Origin of the sequence: Gimesia aquarii (genome assembly GCF_007748175.1) — a bacterium.
GTDB lineage: Bacteria > Planctomycetota > Planctomycetia > Planctomycetales > Planctomycetaceae > Gimesia > Gimesia aquarii_A.
Genome location: NZ_CP037422.1, coordinates 3,144,792 through 3,163,848 on the forward strand (window position 1 = coordinate 3,144,792; position 19,057 = coordinate 3,163,848).

Here is a 19,057-nt window from a genome sequence, read left to right on the forward strand (position 1 = left end):
GCTGGAACAGGTTATCGTTTCTTGTACTTGCTACTGGCCTCTTTGAGCAATGCACGTTCTTGATCGGTCAAACTTGCTTCGCCTTCCCGGCTGATCTTTTCAAGAATCGCATCCACTTTTTCATCTAATCTGGCTTTTGACAAATTAGTATCAGGCTCGGAGTAGACACGTAACTTACTCTTTCTGACGGAGCGTTTCAATTTTAATTGATTCCATTTGGTATTGAAATTACTCGACAAGTTCCAGCCAAAGTACTTATAAGCAATGCCAAATGCAGCACCACCTAAGTGTGCAACATGAGCAACACCATCTCCCCCTGGATTAAGAACCCCAAAGACATCAACCAATGCGTAAAGCACAGCTAACCAGCGCAATTCAATGGGTAAAATAAACATCAATAACACGGTCATGCGAGGAAAATACATGGCTGTCAGAAACACAACAGCCATCACACCACCAGAGGCTCCAATGACGGGTGCGCCGCTGATGGCAATATGACAAATACCACTGATCACAACGCCAATCAAATAAAACACCAAGAACTCACGTGATCCCAAGATGGGTTCAATTGAGCGTCCAAACATCCAGAGCACAAACATATTAAAGAAAATATGCCCCAAACCACTCAGAGAGTGACAGAAGCCATAAGTGACAAATCGCCAGATTTGGAAGGAAGCAAAAATAGACTCTCGGTCTAAAGCCAGAAATTCTATAACACGAGGAGAATTCCATTCTACAAGAAACACAACGACATTAGCGATAATCAAATACTTGATGGCCCAGCCACCAGAAGCCATTCTGAAAGAATTGAAACTTCCCCCACCACTTTCATGTCGCAGATAATCCCGGCTCTCAATCCCCATTGTCGAATCGATCCTTGCTTGACATTACTTAATTCACAGCGTTCCGAGAGCAAACGCCCACCTTCCATGCTATTGAGGAGCAGCCATTCAGACAACTCACAGGATGATTATCATTTTTTTGTTGGAAGCTGCTTAGTAAGTTCACTGACTTCTTGTATCAACGACTGTTGTGTTTTATAGACTCTTAACAGATCGCGTCTCAGCTTATCGGTTTCCTGAAATTCCTGGTTTCGCATTTGTTCTTCTACTTCCAACCCTGCAACCAGTCCTATTCTTAACTCGACCGGAAGGGCTTGTTCCTGAGGTGCGTTCTCAGAACCAATCAGTTCGCTTATCCTAGCATCCAGCCGTTCTTTTGCAGCCACTAATAATCGATTTAAATCTTGTATGCGATCTTGTTTTCGCTTGAGTTGCTGCTCGCGTTCTACTAAATCATCACGCAAGGTTACCAATGTAGAAATATAGTTGGGAGGTACGAGTGCCCTTAATCGCCAACCACCATTCTTCCAAGTCGTTACTTCACCTGGTTGAGGAGGAGCGACGGGAATGAGTTGCGCCCCATTGGCTTCCAAAGCACTCACTCGAAATGCTCCCACGTATGCAACCCCACTGGGCTTGCTCTGATCTGGCTGGAATGCAAAAATGATCGGCTGTGCAGCAGGATTATCACCTTGTTGGGCACTGCCTAATCCCTGATTTCCACCGATATTGACCTGAATCGCCCCTGTCTGCTGATTGGCGACTGTCACGTTGGCATCCCAGTAGCGATCCCAGCCGAGCATCAAACGAGTTAATTCACCTCGAAGTGTTTTGCTTTCTTCTTCTTTAGCTTCAATTTCTACTTTATTCTTTTGAATTTGCTCTGCGTTTTTTTCAACCGCTTTCAACCAACTGCCGCGGACATCCAGCATCTTTGATGTCAACAATACAGCTCCTACAGCCGTGGCAGCAATGAGCCAAACAAACACTACTCCAGATTTATGCATTTTCTTGAAACCTTGTTGAAAGCAAACGAGTGATTAATGCCTCGTGGTATTATCTTGCGAATGAAACTTTTACTTTTTTCAATAGTATTTTCTCTGTTTCAACACAAGACTATCTAAAGAATTGAAAACGAAAGCCATCTTGTCTATTACATCGACCTGATGCAGCAATAAGAACGAAAATAAATCGTGTAGAATTAATTATTCTTGTGATCGGAGATTAATAAAATCACAGTAAAAAAAGAGCACAAAAAACCAATCATATCATTATTTAATGATAAGTCCCTCTACAAATCGGGGTCAAGGAGAAACCGAGATTATACACCTTATCCTTACTGGATAATCGGCAAAATCGATAAATATGAATCATAAAACTGGTCCAAATACAGACTCTGAACAGTATCCCATTGAAAACATTGCCTGCAGTTGATTATCGATTCTAATTGAAAAGCAAGATTTTCTACACTTCGATTGAGTGCAATTTCTGGTGAGATTTCTTATAAAATACTCAGAATATACTCAGGTTTGGTAGATATCAGACCATTTTTAAGTTCATCAAGGAAACAACAATGTCAACGGTTAAAGTAAAACGATCTGACCTCAAACCAGGAGAAGTTTTATGCAGCTATTGTACAGCGCGCTGTTGTCGCTATTTTGCCTTACCGATCGAAACTCCTGAAAACTGGGAAGACTTTGATCACATGCGTTGGTACATCATGCATGGTCACTGTGCAATTTTTGTAGATGAGGATTCCTGGTTCTTAATGGTTTATGGAGATTGTAAATATCTTCTCCCCGATCATCGATGTGGGAACTACGAAGACCGACCAAAGATCTGTCGCTCTTACACGACAGATGATTGTGAATATGACAATGACGGAACTTATGATCGTTTATTTGAAACTCCAGAGCAAATTTGGGAATATGCTCATGCAGTACTGCCTCCGCGTAAGAAGAAACAAAAAAAATCTCAAGAAAGTGTGCACTCTCAAAAGCTTCCCGTTGTCCATGTTTAAGAGTTGTTCCGTAACGTTTCCTGATACACTAAGTAAACACGATCAAAGTCTGTAAATAACTGTGAAAAAAGATCTAATTGAACCACGGACACTCAATGGGTTTCGGGACTATCTTCCAGCTGCCATGATTCCGAGAGAGCAGCTAATTGAAACGGCAAAATCAGTGTATCGAAGTTATGGCTTTCGTCCTATTGATACACCTGCGCTGGAATATAAAGAAATTCTCGCAGGAAAGGGAGGCGCAGAATCAGACAAACAGATGTTCCAATTTCAACAGGGAAAGCGCGATGTAGCGATGCGTTTCGACCTGACGGTCCCTTTCGCCCGCTTTGCTGCACAAAATATTAATGAATTAGGAATCCCCTTTAAACGCTATCATGTCGGAACAGTCTGGCGGGGCGAGCGACCGCAAAAAGGACGTTATCGTGAATTTGTGCAATGTGACTTCGATACGATCGGGACAACTTCTAACTCTGCTGACATTGAAACCTTATTCATTATCCATGATCTGATGGTTCGAATCGGTTTTTCGGATTTCACGATCCGTATTAACAACCGTATGATTTTAAATGGCCTGCTTGAAACTCTGAAGCTTGAATCACAATCGACAGAAATCCTAAGAGCACTCGACAAGCTTCCAAAAATCGGTTCTGACGCTGTTATGATTGAAATGAGAGAGCAGGGTAATCTCACTCAAGAACAAGCTGAAAAAATAATTTCCCTCACCACAGTTCAGGGTTCGACTGCCGAAATCCTGAATTCTCTGGAACAGCAACTTTCCGGGAACGCCTGTGGAGAGCAGGGAGTGCAATATCTTCGCGAATTATTTCAATCGGTAGAACGCGCAGGTATTTCTAATCAACGAGTTGTCTTAGATCCTTCGATTGCCAGAGGCCTGGATTATTACACAGGCACAATCTATGAGACATTTCTGAATCAATTACCGGAAATCGGAAGTGTTTGCTCCGGCGGACGCTACGATAATCTCGCTGAGCGTTTCACAACGCAAGAGCTACCTGGTGTCGGAGCCAGCCTGGGTCTAGACCGTTTATTAGCGGCAATGCAGGAGCTCAAACTATTAGACGAGATTTCCACTCCCGCTCCCATTTTATTCACTCAAATGGACCAGAAATATACTTCTGAGTACTTGCGTCTGGCACGTGAACTGCGACTGAATGGTTTGAATGTTGAAGTCTATCCCGATACGAAAGCAATCAAAAAACAGTTCAAGTATGCGAATCGCCATGGATTCAAAATCGTAATTACCGCGGGAGCGAATGAATTCGATAATCAAGAATGGCAAGTGAAAGAGATGCTGACAGGAACTCAAACCGCTGTGAAAGAAGACGATCTCTTAGAATTCGTCACCCAACTTCTGTCATAAATAAAAGCTCTCATTTTTAAAGAAGTCGAACTCTTAATTCCCAGGCCACTATAGACCTTTACACCATTCCTCTATACAATAATCATACGATCAGATACCTGGCTTCATATAGAGGAGATCTGAGTTATATGGTCCTACGCAGAAACCATTATGACGCCGCTTTTGAAGAATACTTACGTGCGTCAAAGGCTCCATATGTAGCCGTTGACGAAAAACGCAGAGCATTGGTTCAAGACTCATCGATTAAGTCTCTAGATTTTATTGTTTATGCGAACCAGGGGCCAAATCTATTAATCGACGTCAAAGGGAGAACCGAAATTTTTGCAGATCATAATAAAAAACGCCGCTGGGAAAACTGGGCCACAATTGAAGACATTCGGGGGCTTCAACAATGGCAGCAACTTTTTGGTGAGGGTTTTCGTTCTGGTTTTGTTTTTGCTTATGAGCTCCCTATTGATTCTTTTTCCAATAATCTGGAAAGACTTTTTGCTTTTAAAGAACGTCTTTATGCCTTCTATCTAGTTATGATAGATGAATATTGCCTAAAAATGAGACCGCGATCACGTAGCTGGCAGACTGTTTTTCTTCATCAGCAGGACTTTCACGAAGTGCGACAACCTGTAGATGCGCTCATTCGAGTCTGAAAATCTTATCATTTTTCAGGATAATGCTTTAAGAATCATGAAACACTCTGAATCAGCTTTGTCAGCTTATTTATGATATCTCAGTTTATTTATGATATCTCAGTTTTCACTGTGGATTCTTACAAGAATGGTCTTTTCCTAATGCAGTTCTCATGAAAGACTGATACAATTACTAAGTTGAAAAGTATTCATAATGCTTTGACCTGTCGATTCCAACGATCATGCTGAGACTCCATAACATGTTGAAATTATTGCCTGTTTTGTGCTCCGGAACATTCTTATTTTCCGTAACCACAGCCCTTGCGCAAGAAGAAGAGCGAAAAAGTGGTATCGTTCAACAATCTCAGACATCCATCTTTGAGTATCTTCTTATCGCGGTCTTATTTGGGTTAGCATTATTTGCCATCTGCCGAACTAGCCACCGTTCTTGATTACCTCATATTCCTTTATCAACAACACGTTGTTTCAGTTCTAATGCGACCAAAGTCATCGGATATTGAGCGTTCTCCCCGTAAGGTCGTGATTACAGGTATCGGTTTAATTACTCCCTATGGAGTTGGACGGGAATCATCTTGGCAAAAACTTCTCACAGGTCACTCCTCAACACGTCTGCTAGATGATTTATCAAAGCAGCTTAACCAACCAGTCGTCGGTGGCGTCATTCCGGATCGCCAACTCTCATCCACTTCAGTTTCAAGTAAGCACCCGTTTCTAAAGGAACCTTCCATTACCTTGGCACTAAGGGCCACAGAAGAAGCAATCCTTGACGCTGGCTTAAATCTGGATGAGATGTCTAAAGATTCAATCGGGTGTGTCATCGGGTCTAGCAAAGGGGGGATGGCCAGTTTTGCACAAGCATCTGAATTAAGACGCATGGCCCCAGCAACGGAACAGCAAGTCCCGGATTCATTCTGGTTGCAGTGCTTTCCCAATGCAGCCAGCCACTCTGTCGCAGCTCACTTTGATCTGCAAGGGGCCGCCTTAACACCTGTTTCGGCATGTGCTACCGGGGTTTCGAGTGTGATGAGAGCAGCTGAATTAATACGTGATGGTGTCTGCGATACGGTTTTTGCTGGAAGTGCAGATGCTTCCCTGTTACCGACAGTATTAGGTTCATTTCAGCGTATGGGAGTCTTAGCCAAAGACATTCAAAGACCCAAAGAAGCTTGTAAGCCCTATGATTGTAGACGAAATGGATTTGTCGTCGGCGAAGGTGCAGGAATCCTCGTACTGGAATCGCTGGAACATGCGTTAAATCGAAACGTCATTCCTTATGCTGAATGGTTAACCGGAACTTGTGGTTCCGACTCGACCCATTTGATGCAATTTGACCCTGCAGCGGAAAGCCTCGCAAAACTGATTTCTAGACTGCTACGACAAACCAGCGTATCTCCATCTGAAATCGACTACATCAACTTGCATGGTACAGGAACTCAGATCAACGACCTCTATGAAACACGTGCGCTTCATACTGCGATGGGTTCTTTCTCTAAGAGGATTAGTTGTTCCAGCCTTAAAGGCGGAATGGGACATTTACTGGGGGCTGCGGGAAGTGTGGAGTTAGGATTCACATTGTTAGCAATGCGTGACAATCTCGTCCCTCCAACAATTAATTTAAAAGAACCTGATCCACGGTGTGATCTGAATTATACACCATTCACAGCTGAGTCTAAAGAAATTAAGACCGCGCTGAAACTCTCCTTCGGTTTCGGAGGACATCTGGTTGCAGGCATCGTAAGGAAATGGGATCATTCCTAACCACGCTGGCTATAGTGCAAATCGAGCTGATTTCACAAATTTTCGAAACTCTTTCTCAACTTTCATTAACTGGTCACGCGGACCTGTTAATTTGAGATAAAAGTCTCTGGGACTACGGGGAATCGCGACTCCAATCATTCTCATTCCCGATTTAGTAGCAGACTCTAAACCTATCCCAGATTCAAATGTGCCTCTTAAATCCAGCCAGATCACATCCGTATTGTCCACTCGAATTGTTTCCTGTGTCGGAGTTTCTCCAGGAGGTAACTGAAACTGACCTCTCCACCTCTGTAAATTGGCATCAATACCTCCCCCAACTGAAGAAAGCGTTAATTTGACTTGGTCCCCCGCCTTGGGGATTCTAAAACTGGCAGAGATTAAGCCTTGTTGAGCGGGAGATAAGGGAACTTCTTCCCATCCCTCAGGCACGTGAAATACAATTCCGTCGTATTTTTTCTTTCCAGACACTTGTGTCTTTGGCATGCTCGGTTTTGAATGATTCAAGTGAAGCGGTTCGGCTTCGGGAAGCGGCAAATCAAAGTTTGATTCAGTGTCATCGGTATGACAACCGTAAAAACCTAATATCATAGATAGAAGAAAAAATGCAACAAATCGAACCTGTCGAAAAATCTGATTCACTTTAAGCCCCCTACATATGACGGAGAATACAATTTGATGAATTCCGTTAATAGGAGTTTAGTCTATCAATTGAGGCACAGTTCATCCAGACTTGAAGTATCATCGTTATACTTTTGTGAAAGGCGGATGATCTCCTCCCGAATCTCAAAATAGGCCTCAATTACATCTGGGTCCCATTGAAACCCTTTACCTTGTTTGAAAATCGATTCAAGTTTTTCCAGAGGCATTCCATTTCGGTAAGGGCGGTCACTGCCCATTGCATCATAAGCATCCGCGACAGCAATGATACGCGCCATCAACGGAATGTCATTACCTTTCAATTTGTCTGGATATCCAAGTCCATCGATTTGCTCATGATGATTTCGAACACCTGGCAAAATATTCTGTAATTTTTTGATCCCTGATAAGATTTTGTAACCAATCATGGGATGTTTTTGAATTTGAGCGAATTCTTTATCTGTCAGTTTCCCTTCCTTACGAAGAATTCCATCATCAACTCCAATTTTACCGATATCGTGCAATAAACCAGAGAGATAGATATCCTGCAAAAATTCACCAGTGTATCCCAAACGTTTCGCTAATTGCTGTGCAATTAAAGCAACTCGCTCACTATGACCTCTCGTATAAGGATCTTTGGCATCCAATGTTGAAATGAAGGATTTAACAAAGCTCAACGTCAGCTCTTCCTGTTGAGCATAGAGATCGACGTTCCTCAAGTGGGTTCCTAAAAACGATGCAATCGAATTTAAAAGACTGGCCTGGATCGTCCCATATTCATCACTTTTGATCAAATTACAACTTAAAATCCAACCGTATGAGTTGGTACCATCTGAAATGGGTACTAAAACCAGGTTTTTGAGTTCTGGAAACTCAAGTGAAAGCAATGAACTTTCTACCTGATTGATCACCAATGGTTGATTCCAATTATGACCGTCAAACTGAGCAACAAGGCGCGCTAAATTTAACTCATCAAAATCGACTTTACTGTCTGCCATAAATTGAGACGTGCACTCTTGCCCTTCAAACCAGATCACGTTGGTCTCTGCTTCGATCAAATTTCCGATTCGATCCAAACATAGTGTTCCCAGTTGTTCTGGACTTTCAGATATTTTTAAATGCTGTGCCACTTCGTGTAACAGGCTGATTTCCTCGAATGTCTCATCCAGACATTCTGACAGATTATCGACTTCCTCATTCAAATCACCAAGCTGTTGTTCCTCTTCAATATGAAGGATCGCAAGGCTTAGCAGAGCATGTAACGATTTAATGTCCAGGACCCTTTGCAATTCGATCCAGGAATCTAATTCTTCGATAGCCCATTCTCTTTCAACAGCCGCTAATACCATTTCAGTTAGCTTGCGTTTTTCTTTAGAAAAGACAAAACCAGCGGCTGTAATTTTATGAAAATCATCTTCAATCAATGGAAAAATAAAATGAGAAACTCCATTCGTACTTTCAGTCAGCGTTAACCCATCCACATTTTTGATTTCGTTCAAAACATCTTCAGGAAAGAAAGGGAGAGCCTGGGTGCTTGTTTTGTCCAAAATCATCCCCGTTTTTGAATCAAAACAGAACATCGTCAGACCGGTTAGCTCTGAAATTCGCTTCATATTGCTGATAGCTAGCTCAATCTTTGCGTCGATTTGCAAGTCGAGCTCCCAGACACCACTATGTTTGCTGAAGTTAGATAACTTCTTTAATGAATCAGTCGTTCCTAAAACCATGAGGCTACTCTCTACTTTCTAAAGGAATTTTCCCAATAAAAAGTTAGTTCGTAGTCTTGAGTTCGCAAACAAGATTTCTCAATCTGCACTTAAATAACTCATTCTTAACCCAAATTAGCCATTTTTTTGCCCCCAGACACATTGAGTTTGCCCACAAGTTCATAGAAAAAACATCGTGAACATCGAGCTAAGTATCTGAATTTAAATCAAGATAACACCATTGTTGTGCTTTGTGGCTTTATTCATTCCAGGATCAGCGACACATATAAAGTTTTACCATAAAGACACTTACAGCGTTAAGATCATAACCATCAAGTATATGAATTGTTAAATTGGAAGCGGGACGGTGTTCACTACAAACTTAGCATCAAAATGAGAGTCTGCCCCATGAAAGTCCGTTTATATGGATTGTTAGAAATAATCCAAATTAACAGCCGGAAGTGTAATAGATTTCTCAAACACCAGAATTGATGGGTAAACATGTCGAAACATCCAATATTGATAACTGGAAATCAATCTAGGATGGCAGGTCAGAGATATTGAGAACTCTGATTTTAAGGATCGGAATCAGTCTTGCGATATCGAGCGCTCACTTGGTTTAACTGCTGTCTCTCTTTCGGAGTCAATGACTCCAATCCAAATTCATGTACTTTATGAAGTAATGAATCAAGTTGCTTTTCAGCGTTCAAGTTTTTTTCTCGTTCACGAAGTTCTTTCTGAAGCTTTCTTTTTTTCCGCCACTGCTGAAAAAATCCAATCTTTTTCTCCCCCAGTTGACCGCTAGATCGCTCTAAACTTGTATAACCCTGCGAAAAATCATAACCAAAGGTGGAATCATCGTAGGAGTCCTGATTGGATACTGTTGAAAACTCTAACAAGTTAAGCATCAACAATAATGCACTAAAAAAGACGACCCACACAGCCAAGCTGCAAAGGCCGATTACCATTCCGAGCCCGCCGATCCAGAAGCTCACGTTAAATAGGACCATATGGACCACTGTCTCATCAAAGCGGCGTGAGAGAATGATCTGTAAAATTTTTCCTCCATCTAGAGGAAGCATAGGGATCAAATTAATCAATAAAAGAAGCCAATTAATATTAAATATCATCAACAGGACCGCCTGACCGAGATTATTATCTAGATCAATGCCAGGCAATTGAAAGGGATTTAAAGATTGTGAAAGTTCACCTGACCAGATCACTGCGGGAATTGTAATTGCACAGAGCAGCAGATTAACGATCGGACCACCCAAAATTGTCAGAATTTGTGCAGTAGTAGCATGAGCAGGATTACAGGAAACAAGCCCACCTAACGGCCATAATATAATCTGATCGCCTTCTCCACCTGTCATTCGGCAGGCCACGACGTGACCCATCTCATGTAGAAAGACACTCAAAAAAAGAATGCTGAATAACGCAATTCCCAATCCCAATGAGTAATGAACCCAAAAAACGAGAAGTAAAACAGGTAGAAAAATACTGACACGGACCTGAGTTAGAAACCAAGTCCCAATGGGAAATGACCAATGTAATGGGTTCGACCGACTCATCTTACAAAAACCTGAAGAATTTAAACCTATCTCGCTTAATTTCAGATCAATTCAAAAAGCAAATTCGGCGTTTCAACTTCAGTATTCTTGACTCATACCAGTATGATACACGGCGAATTAACTCTTGAAAATTCCACTCTTTTTCTTTAGTGAATCATAATCAATTTAGTAGGCTAAAACATCCCCAAAAAATTTTTCTCACCAATTCCTGCAGCAATTTTCTTTAAACTCTCCCACTCGAAATCTCCAATTTGATGGACGCAAGTAGTTGAAATCGCTAGTACTCCAACAACTTGATCATTTTCAAAAATTGGTACCGCATATGATTGTTGTGCTCCAAATTTTTTTAGCCATTCAGAAGACCCTTGAAGTCCAGATTCTCCTCGTAATGTCCCAATCGCAGGTTTTCTCTCAACTACCGCTTTTACAATCCCTAAGCCCTTATTATCTAACGAAACTTGTTTTGTAAACGAAGTAAATTGTTTACGTATATGTTCATCCATTTCAGTTACTGCTCGAAACCCTATTTGAGTTAGCTGGCCCTGATTATCACAGCGCCACATACCTATGGCCCTTGCTTTGAGAAAGTCCATGATTCGATCCAAAACAGGCGCGAACGTTTTTTCCCGAAATGCTTGCTCGATCTGTTCCAGTATGTCATCAATCTGTTGTTGCATCTATACTTTACTCCTTCGAAATATTTGGCTCCAAACTGACTACAGTCTGTTTTAACATGAGAACTGTGAGTGAATCCGCTGATTCACTCACATCGCAACACTAAATGTATCTGCTTTAACCAAAGAAGTCAGCCAGCTCCTAGATAATCCTTGAACGAAAGGCTATCTACTGTATACAATATAATTTACAGTTTTAATTCAAAATACTTAACAATACACTTCTGAGTTCAGCCATAAAAAGATACGTTCAACATCTCAATCTACGGATTTTTCACAGCTCAATACTTTCCAAACTCTGACAATTTTAAACATATCGGACTACTGATCATGGATCTTCCTACTTGTCCCTCTTGTGGTGCATCAGTTCTTGATGAAGACGCCGCAGATTGCCCTTTTTGTGGTGCAGCCATGTCCGCGTCTGCTGCTTCTGGAAAGCCCAGTGGAACCAAGCAGCCATCCCAAGAACCTTCTATTAAAAAAGCTCCCAATAACAAACGGACAAAGCGTGAAACAATCGTCGACGATGATCCCTTCGACCTGGAACGACAGCAACAAACAACAAAAGTAATTCCCTTATTGCGAAAACCAGTTAAGGGTAAAATGTTTCGTGTTGTATGTCCGATGTGTGATACACCTGGATTTGCATCTTCTAAAGTCGTAGGAAAAGAAGTCAAGTGCCGTAATTCAGAATGCTTAGCTCCTGTATTCCAGGTTCCTAATCCAGACACTAAAGATCAAAAGTCCACTGAGCAGGAAAAACCCAAGGAAAAGAAAAAGTCTAAACTACCCCTCGTCACTGTTGTGCTAGTGGCTGTTGTGTTACTGGGTGGTGGATATTACTACTTAACTCGTGTTCCCGATGGTTCAGAATTGAGTAAGCCTTTTGATCACTCAGCTTTTGAAGATGCATCCAGGAAATCATTCAGCACTCCCACCAATAACAAAACGAATTCTCCTGATGCCAACTCTAATCTTAAGACTGGATCGAGCAAAACGTCTCCAAAGCCCCAGAAGTCTACGCAAGCTGTTCAAAAAGAAGCGTTAGAGATGATTATTGAGCTTTCTCGTGCTAGAGAAAATCGAAGTAAGCCATATAGTAGGCGATTAGCGGCTGAAGCCTATGCACTCTCTGGTGATATTAAATCTTCTCAGGAACAGATCGACTACATTGATCGGGTTAGTCCACGACTCCCTTTTTATAAAATTTTCCCTCTGATCGAAATTGGCTGGCTTCAGTTAAAAGAAAAAGATAGCTCTGGCTTGAAAACAACACTGGACCAAACAGGACAGCTTTCAAAACAAATTCCCGAATATGGGGGGAGAGACACTCTTGATCTTATTGCACGACTTGCGGCATTCTGGATTGCTGCAGGCAAAGAAGATCTGGCTGAGACCTTAATAAGAAAATATCAAAAAAAGGATAGCCTAGCACAACTATCAGCTCATCTTCAGGTCGCACATGAAACGAATCAATATAATTTTGAGTCTTTGATTGACCTGCACCAACAATGGAATTCTCCACAGTGGGTAGCAGTTACCTTAATTCTTATCAACAAAGGTTATCCACAAGAAGCTTTAAACTGGGCTGCACTTGCACCTGAACCTATCGCTCGAACAGAAGCGGTGACAGAATGGGCTTTATCTCAAGTAGCACGGGCTGTCAGTCAAAAGCAGAAACTAGAAACATCTCTTATTCAACCTGCTGAAACGAAGCTGTCTTCAACTGGAAGCGCGTTTATGTACGCGCTATGCGCCCAAAAATTAATCTCACTGAACTTACCCAACCCAGCAGAGATTTTTTTGGAAAAATCAAAATCGTTTCTTACGAGTACACCAATACCTGACCCCATAGAATTGGGAAATATCAAAGCTGTAAATGATTTAGTTCTTCCTCTGACAGCCCCTTTAAAAATGTTGGCTGAGGCAAATTTACAAATTGCCAGCGTCGAATCTAAATTAGGAAAAAAGGTAGAAGCAACAAAGTTCCTCAACAATGCTGTACAATCAATTCGTGCGATTGCACCGAGTGTCGAAGCAGTTCAAAGTAAAATAAATGAAACATCTAACTTTAATTTTAAAGATCAAATCAAAGAAGCTCTTAACCTAAGTAGCAATGATCGGGTCAGAAGAGGGATCAACGAGTACCGAAAACAATTGCGAAAATTAAAATCTGCTGCAGAAAATAGACTCGCGCTTTTGATTCAGCTTCTTTCGCAAGCCTCTCGATCTCAATTAGCCGCAGATGCCTGGAAAATCGCTTTGGAAAGCCATGAGACCACAAACGTTAATCTCAAAGACGCACTTTTGCAGTCCAGCTTGCCTGCTGTCATTATTCAATCTGTGGATCAGAGTAACAATGAGTTAGTTTCACAGATCAAAAAAACTTTGAATGACAGTATTTCAGGGTTATCTAAAGAGGATTTGCTGATTCAACAAGTTAGTTCTCTGGTAAAAAATGGGAGACCAGAACAGGCGGCACATGATATCAATCAGTCAGATCTTAAAAAAGCGTGGAAAGCACAGCTTTCTCTGCAGTTATTATCGATCTTGATGAATAAAAACCAATTCGAACAGACAATTCAGTTTATTACTGCTCTTGACGATCCGATTTTGCGCGAAGACATGTTGAATACGCTTAGTGCAGTTGCGGTCATAGAGGGTAACATCTCTGTCATAGAAAAACTTCTACAGAGTAACCCTTATACCCCAACCGAAAAAATCTCAGGCTATCTAGGGCTAATCTATGGTATTCAAGCCCTTCCAAATGAGCAGGCAGGCACATCAACCCCACAGGCACAACCGAAAAACTTGTAAACTTTTATGTAAGTCAAATGTCCTGTAAGTTATGCCTTAGTTCTATTTTTTCTTTATTAGTTGCCAAACATCAGTAACTATTTCGAGGAATCTCCGCCGAACTTTAATTTAGGCATTTCAAAGTTCCAAAGCAAAACAAATGAACATAAGAACCCTTCCCTGGATTCACCAAGCATACTGAATTTTGATTTCAACGATTTCAGACTTTAGCTATTTCTTCAACCAGAGTTCCCTATTCAACATTTTCATTATAAACTAACATCTCCAAATTGTAGTTTTTGAATTACGAACTGGTTTAAATTAAATTTGTTTCAAACCCAAACAATTAATCTCAGATCCCAATGATCCTCAGAAATACATCATGGAGGAATTGTATGAGCCGCATTGCTCATTTTGCTTTTATCCTGTCAATTGGATTCTTGATCCCGAACACAGTAATTGCTGAAAACGCTTCTGCTCCTAACATCTCTCTTGTCCAAATTAATGCAGATGGCATGATTGCAGACCTCAAATATCTGGTTCTGGATCTAGCCAATGACAAGAAGGGATGGAACAATCTTGAGGAAATCCTTCCTACATTCCTCGATGGAATTGACAAAAAACGCCCAATGCGTATCGACATCTTGCTTGGGGAGAACCAGCAGGAACGTTATCGGTTAATTCTTCCCATCAGTAATTTAAAAGACTTTCGTAACAACCTGGAAGTTTTTGAAATCTCATCAAAAAAGCAAAGGAATGGCCCTTATAAATTAGGTAATCTTTTTCAAGGATTTATGAAGTACTTGCAAGATTTCAAGTATGTCGTGATTTCTGAAAAACTCTCGGAAGTGGATGAGATCAAAGATCCGCTCAAAAGAGTTCAAGAGCTCTTGAACGAAAAATATGACTTCAGTGCTTTGATTACTAATGAAAAAGAAGGAGTCGATGCGCGTAAAAAAACAATGGATAACACGCGCAAACAATTACTTGCTGCGATCCAGAAAAAACGAGACGAAACAGAAAGTGCATTTGAACTAAGAAAACTGGCGTTCACTCACCAGATGGATGAAGTGGAGAGGCTGTTTGCAGAATCCGAAAAAATGGTTATTGGTTGGACGACTGATGCGACAAAGAATGAGGGTCGTCTTGACTTTACATTAAAGGCCATTGAAGGCACTTCGCTGAACGACAGCATAGAACAGTTTGCCAAAAAGCCCAGCTATTTTGCTAATGTTCCTGTGAAGCAAGACGGAATTCTGAATGGCAGAATCAATCATCCACTGGATGAAATGAGAAAAAAAAATATTACCGATTTTTACAAATTACTTCTTCCCACTTTGAAAGAACGTATTACAAAAAACGAAAAACTGTCAGAAGAACAAAAGACTGCTGCTACAAAAGTTTCTGAACTCGTCATTCAAATGCTTGATGCAGGTAAAGAGACTTCCCTGATCGATGGATTCATCGATACGAATCCTGTAGTCGATGGGGAAAATGAACTTTTGGGAGGCATTCGATCAAAAGATGGAGCGAAACTCAGAGAGATTGTTGAGCTTCTTCCCAAAGTACTCAAAAATCAAACGGTTGAACTCGATGTTGTCAAGGAAGACACTCTGAGCGTTCACAAAATCAATATTAAAGAACAGTACCAAGATGGTTTTGACGAACTTTTTGGGGCAGGGGAGGCTTTATATGTGGGAAGTACACCTGATGCACTTTGGATGGCTGCAGGCCCTAATTCTATAGAACGTATCAAAACAGCTGCCAAGCTAGTGAGTGAAGCTCCTCCTGAAACGGTCAATCCTAATGTCATTGAACTGAATGTGAAGACACTTCCCTGGTTAAAAATGGTCAACAAACTCCGGGGCAAGAAAGGGAATCAGGAAATGCGTGAGATTGCCTTAGAATCTCTGACGGATACTGATGACACCTTCACGTTTGTCATGAAAAAAGAAGAGCATTCTATCGATGGCAAGGCGAAATTAGATAAAGGAATTCTAAAATTCATCGGAAATCTCATTGCCAAGTTCTCAAAAGAAACTCTGTAAGTCCCACTATTCAGAAAGTGAAAGCAGATTAATTCATGATCAATATACTAATTTGAGTTTGTAGAAGTGAGTATGCAATTTTTACTTCATACTCACTTCTATTTTGATTCAAGTCAGAAGCTTCTTTTAAGATCCTGACAAGAGAAGAAGAATTAATCCCAATCTTCCATTATTTCTTGCAGTTGTTCTTCTTCGATTTGATCCATAGAAAGCTCTACTAATTGATCTTCAACCGAATGAGGATTCATGTTCACTGCACGACGCTCGATTGGTTGTTCCTCAGCTTTTTGCTTGGTCACAACTACTGATGCCAGATTCGGTCTCTTAGAAGAATGAGGCGAATTCGCACCTTGAAAGCCATCAGGTTGAGTAAATTTTCGCACTTTTTCCAGAAACTCTGACTTGGAAAAACTGGTTTTGATGATGTAATCGTTTGCTCCACCATGAATAGCAGCAACTACTGTTTCCTTACTTGCATCGGATGTCAGCATGATAATTTTTGTCTGACTAAGAGTTGGATGTGAACGAAACGCCTTCAACGTTTGTAGCCCATCCCAAACAGCCATTTGCACGTCAACGATCGCAACATCCGGAGGGTATTCTAAAGCTTTATAAAATCCCTCAGAACCATCACTGGCTACAGAAACAATGTACTCTCTCCGTAAAAATGAAACCATTAAATTTCTAAAGAGCGGATCATCGTCAATGACTAAAACTCGCGGCGTTGATTTTTCGGAAGCCTGTAGCATGAGAGGAGCCTACTTCAAAAAACAATTCAATTTAAGACTTACTAGAAGGAGCAATAGAATCAAAGACTTCGTTTAAAACGAGCAGCATCTCCTGAGAACGATGATCTAATTCAACAAGATCAGTAATTATAGAGTTCTCATCAGTTTCTGATAATTCCGAATCTGGTTCTACGAGTATCTCTGTATCGCTCATGAATATTCTCTCAGTTATTCTGATCATCCCAAACTATAAGAGGCCAAATCACAAATGTATCCAAGTGTTGTCCGTTGATAAAAAATAGGCCAGCTTTAAACAGATGACCTGTCTTTCTAGCAAAAATGGTCTGATAAGGGATTTCTTAGCGTAGGCATTCCATCCAAACAGTAAAATCGGAACAGTAAGACCAACTAGACGAACCCAGAAGTTCTAAACGACTTGACAATTCTACTTGCTGTCAAATCTGATGGTGCCATCCCAATCAGTAGGCGCAACCCTGTTATTTCGAGTAATCTGCTGGGCAAGAAAATCCTGAGCACGATCAGAGGGAGGAATTTCATGCAGCAATCGAAATGCTTCTTCCCAGTTGCCTTGAATAAAAGAATTCACAGCTGTCTCGTAACACACAACTTGTTCATTACTGAGCGAGTCTAATTTTGATTCTGGTGGAAGAAGCTCACTAACGATAACAGGCTTTTCCATCCCGTATGGTAAGATTTGCGCTAGTTTACGAACCCGACCTTCACGTTGATCCAGCTTGGTCTTTACGATTTGTGCCGTTGTCTCATCCATTAAAACCGGAACACGCAAGTGTTTCGTCAAACCTTCCAGACGACTGGCCAGATTGACGACTGGTCCAAAAACTGTCACTTTCACCTGATCGCTCGTCCCAATCTTACCTGCGACTGCCTTTCCATGGGCAATCCCAATTCCCATACGAAAATCAGCAAGTGGGTGATTGGCTTGCAAATTGATCTGCTCAAAGGCAGCTCGAATCGCTAACGCAGCTCGGCAGGCATCAAGAGGCGCCAAATCTGACGAGAAGGGCCACCCCCAGAATCCCAATGCCGCATCGCCTTGAAAATCACCAGTTACTCCTCCAAATTCTAATATATGCGAGGTCATGATCCCCAACGCTTGACTGACTCTGTCCAGCAAACCAATTAAATCGCCCGATGAATCTTCCGCGTGCTGACTAAAACCTCTCAAGTCACAAAACAAAACCGTAACATCACATTCCCTGGGTTCAAGGATATCAGTATCAAGATTATCTCCGATGGCAGACAGAATCGGAGGCGCAAAGAATTGTCTTAAACCTGCCTGCTGTCGTTCCAATTGATTAAGCCTGCGCACTGACTTAATGATTGAAGCAACGAGCTCTGTAAATTTCACATCCGCCTGAAGTTCTATCCCACTGACTCCCTGGGGAACCGCAACTTGATAAGGGTGGTTTAATTCTCCAGCAACATAGAGTCCCCAGTTTCCAGATGCACCATCTTCAATTGGAGTACAAAAAGCCCAATCAAATTCGGCAACGGCTGTATAATCTTCCTGATGCTCTAATTCATCCCTAGCTGCCCAGACATGTAAAACAGTTCGTTTACTTTTTTTCACAGCTTCCAATACTAACCGCCCGCTCGGCCGAAAATTTCCCTGCGTTTGGCGTCGTCTTTCCCAGAAGGGTACTTCCACTCGATTTTCATCATTTAGCCGCACAACGGCCACAGCCTCCGCATGCTTTACACCTGATAATAACATGGTCACTAAACGATGAAATAAATCCGCATCGTTTCTCGCATCCATAATCAATTCGGGCAAATGTGCTAAAACATCAATTCTTTGATCGGCATCACGGTACTTGACTTTGAGCAGTTCATTTGGTTTGAATGTGACCTCTTCCAATGGTGATTCGCGGGGTGATGAAAAGCTGGAAGCAGAATCAACCAATTGAAAAGTTGTTGAACCGATTACGAAAGAGTTGCCGACCTCAAGAAGAAGCTCATCAGACTCTTCCCCAAATGAGTAAATATGGTTCTCAGCAGCGGCAAATTTTTTTACGGAAATCTGCTTCTCCTGCACAGTCAAAAGCGCATGTTTACGGGAAATTCGGTCATCCCATAGCACTTGAACATCGGCATCAACTGATCGGCCCAACACAAGCTCCTGACCGGTCTCCAGACTGAATTTACAAGACTGCTGATGATTCGATCCATATACCATTAATTCCAACAAAAAAGTCTCCCAATATAAAC

General features: G+C 41.5%; 14 protein-coding genes. 6 read left to right on the forward strand and 8 right to left on the reverse strand.

The features are described from left to right. Positions 1 to 11: 11 nt before the first annotated feature. The gene (locus V202x_RS12080) at positions 12 to 863 is read right to left on the reverse strand and encodes a rhomboid family protein (protein ID WP_145174856.1); all 852 of its coding nucleotides are present in this window, start codon (positions 861 to 863) and stop codon (positions 12 to 14) included. A 110-nt stretch (positions 864 to 973) separates the two neighbouring features. Beyond that, positions 974 to 1,849, reverse strand: a complete 876-nt coding sequence (locus V202x_RS12085) for a hypothetical protein (protein ID WP_145174860.1) — start codon at positions 1,847 to 1,849, stop codon at positions 974 to 976. Positions 1,850 to 2,415: 566 nt separating this feature from the next. Between V202x_RS12085 and V202x_RS12090 the strand changes: the two genes are divergently transcribed. The 4 genes from V202x_RS12090 (at position 2,416) to V202x_RS12105 (ending at position 6,648) form a co-directional block, all read left to right on the forward strand. Then, entirely contained in the window at positions 2,416 to 2,862 is a 447-nt protein-coding gene (locus V202x_RS12090; RefSeq protein ID WP_145174863.1) for a YkgJ family cysteine cluster protein, read from the forward strand. A gap of 61 nt (positions 2,863 to 2,923) precedes the next feature. Then, positions 2,924 to 4,246 (forward strand): histidine--tRNA ligase, encoded by a 1,323-nt coding sequence (gene hisS / locus V202x_RS12095; protein WP_232098958.1) that lies wholly within the window; start codon positions 2,924 to 2,926, stop codon positions 4,244 to 4,246. 128 nt (positions 4,247 to 4,374) lie between these two features. Beyond that, positions 4,375 to 4,890 carry an HYExAFE family protein gene (locus tag V202x_RS12100; RefSeq protein WP_145174869.1) on the forward strand — a complete coding sequence of 172 codons (516 nt, stop codon included), beginning with the start codon at positions 4,375 to 4,377 and terminating at the stop codon, positions 4,888 to 4,890. 474 nt (positions 4,891 to 5,364) lie between these two features. Then, positions 5,365 to 6,648, forward strand: a complete 1,284-nt coding sequence (locus V202x_RS12105; RefSeq protein WP_145174872.1) for a beta-ketoacyl-[acyl-carrier-protein] synthase family protein — start codon at positions 5,365 to 5,367, stop codon at positions 6,646 to 6,648. 9 nt (positions 6,649 to 6,657) lie between these two features. Here V202x_RS12105 and V202x_RS12110 read toward each other — a convergent pair whose 3' ends face one another. The 4 genes from V202x_RS12110 to V202x_RS12125 all read right to left on the reverse strand — a co-directional run bounded on the left by V202x_RS12110 (position 6,658) and on the right by V202x_RS12125 (position 11,238). Then, positions 6,658 to 7,287, reverse strand: a complete 630-nt coding sequence (locus tag V202x_RS12110; protein ID WP_145174875.1) for a hypothetical protein — start codon at positions 7,285 to 7,287, stop codon at positions 6,658 to 6,660. 65 nt (positions 7,288 to 7,352) lie between these two features. After that, positions 7,353 to 9,011 carry an HD-GYP domain-containing protein gene (locus V202x_RS12115; protein WP_145174878.1) on the reverse strand — a complete coding sequence of 553 codons (1,659 nt, stop codon included), beginning with the start codon at positions 9,009 to 9,011 and terminating at the stop codon, positions 7,353 to 7,355. A 554-nt stretch (positions 9,012 to 9,565) separates the two neighbouring features. Then, a complete protein-coding gene (locus tag V202x_RS12120; RefSeq protein WP_145174881.1) occupies positions 9,566 to 10,561 on the reverse strand; it encodes a M50 family metallopeptidase in 996 nt (331 codons plus the stop codon). Between the two features lie 173 nt (positions 10,562 to 10,734). After that, entirely contained in the window at positions 10,735 to 11,238 is a 504-nt protein-coding gene (locus tag V202x_RS12125) for a GAF domain-containing protein (protein WP_145174883.1), read from the reverse strand. Positions 11,239 to 11,565: 327 nt separating this feature from the next. Between V202x_RS12125 and V202x_RS12130 the strand changes: the two genes are divergently transcribed. Beyond that, positions 11,566 to 14,052 carry a hypothetical protein gene (locus V202x_RS12130; RefSeq protein ID WP_145174886.1) on the forward strand — a complete coding sequence of 829 codons (2,487 nt, stop codon included), beginning with the start codon at positions 11,566 to 11,568 and terminating at the stop codon, positions 14,050 to 14,052. Between the two features lie 374 nt (positions 14,053 to 14,426). Continuing rightward, on the forward strand, positions 14,427 to 16,079 hold the full coding sequence (locus V202x_RS12135) for a hypothetical protein (protein ID WP_145174889.1): 1,653 nt from the start codon (positions 14,427 to 14,429) through the stop codon (positions 16,077 to 16,079). A gap of 152 nt (positions 16,080 to 16,231) precedes the next feature. On the opposite strand, the gene V202x_RS12140 is transcribed toward V202x_RS12135, so the two are convergent. Further along, a complete protein-coding gene (locus V202x_RS12140; RefSeq protein WP_145174891.1) occupies positions 16,232 to 16,828 on the reverse strand; it encodes a PleD family two-component system response regulator in 597 nt (198 codons plus the stop codon). A gap of 424 nt (positions 16,829 to 17,252) precedes the next feature. Next, positions 17,253 to 19,025, reverse strand: coding sequence for an adenylate/guanylate cyclase domain-containing protein (locus V202x_RS12145; protein ID WP_145180555.1), 1,773 nt, complete (start codon positions 19,023 to 19,025; stop codon positions 17,253 to 17,255). Between the last annotated feature and the right edge of the window lie 32 nt (positions 19,026 to 19,057).

Bases quoted from the DNA above. Each gene is read 5' to 3' on its own strand.
- V202x_RS12080 (WP_145174856.1), bottom strand. From the start codon at position 863: ATGGGGATTGAGAGCCGGGATTATCTGCGACATGAAAGTGGTGGGGGA.
- V202x_RS12085 (WP_145174860.1), bottom strand. From the start codon at position 1,849: ATGCATAAATCTGGAGTAGTGTTTGTTTGGCTCATTGCTGCCACGGCT.
- V202x_RS12090 (WP_145174863.1), top strand. From the start codon at position 2,416: ATGTCAACGGTTAAAGTAAAACGATCTGACCTCAAACCAGGAGAAGTT.
- V202x_RS12100 (WP_145174869.1), top strand. From the start codon at position 4,375: ATGGTCCTACGCAGAAACCATTATGACGCCGCTTTTGAAGAATACTTA.
- V202x_RS12105 (WP_145174872.1), top strand. From the start codon at position 5,365: ATGCGACCAAAGTCATCGGATATTGAGCGTTCTCCCCGTAAGGTCGTG.
- V202x_RS12115 (WP_145174878.1), bottom strand. From the start codon at position 9,011: ATGGTTTTAGGAACGACTGATTCATTAAAGAAGTTATCTAACTTCAGC.
- V202x_RS12120 (WP_145174881.1), bottom strand. From the start codon at position 10,561: ATGAGTCGGTCGAACCCATTACATTGGTCATTTCCCATTGGGACTTGG.
- V202x_RS12125 (WP_145174883.1), bottom strand. From the start codon at position 11,238: ATGCAACAACAGATTGATGACATACTGGAACAGATCGAGCAAGCATTT.
- V202x_RS12130 (WP_145174886.1), top strand. From the start codon at position 11,566: ATGGATCTTCCTACTTGTCCCTCTTGTGGTGCATCAGTTCTTGATGAA.
- V202x_RS12135 (WP_145174889.1), top strand. From the start codon at position 14,427: ATGAGCCGCATTGCTCATTTTGCTTTTATCCTGTCAATTGGATTCTTG.
- V202x_RS12140 (WP_145174891.1), bottom strand. From the start codon at position 16,828: ATGCTACAGGCTTCCGAAAAATCAACGCCGCGAGTTTTAGTCATTGAC.
- V202x_RS12145 (WP_145180555.1), bottom strand. From the start codon at position 19,025: ATGGTATATGGATCGAATCATCAGCAGTCTTGTAAATTCAGTCTGGAG.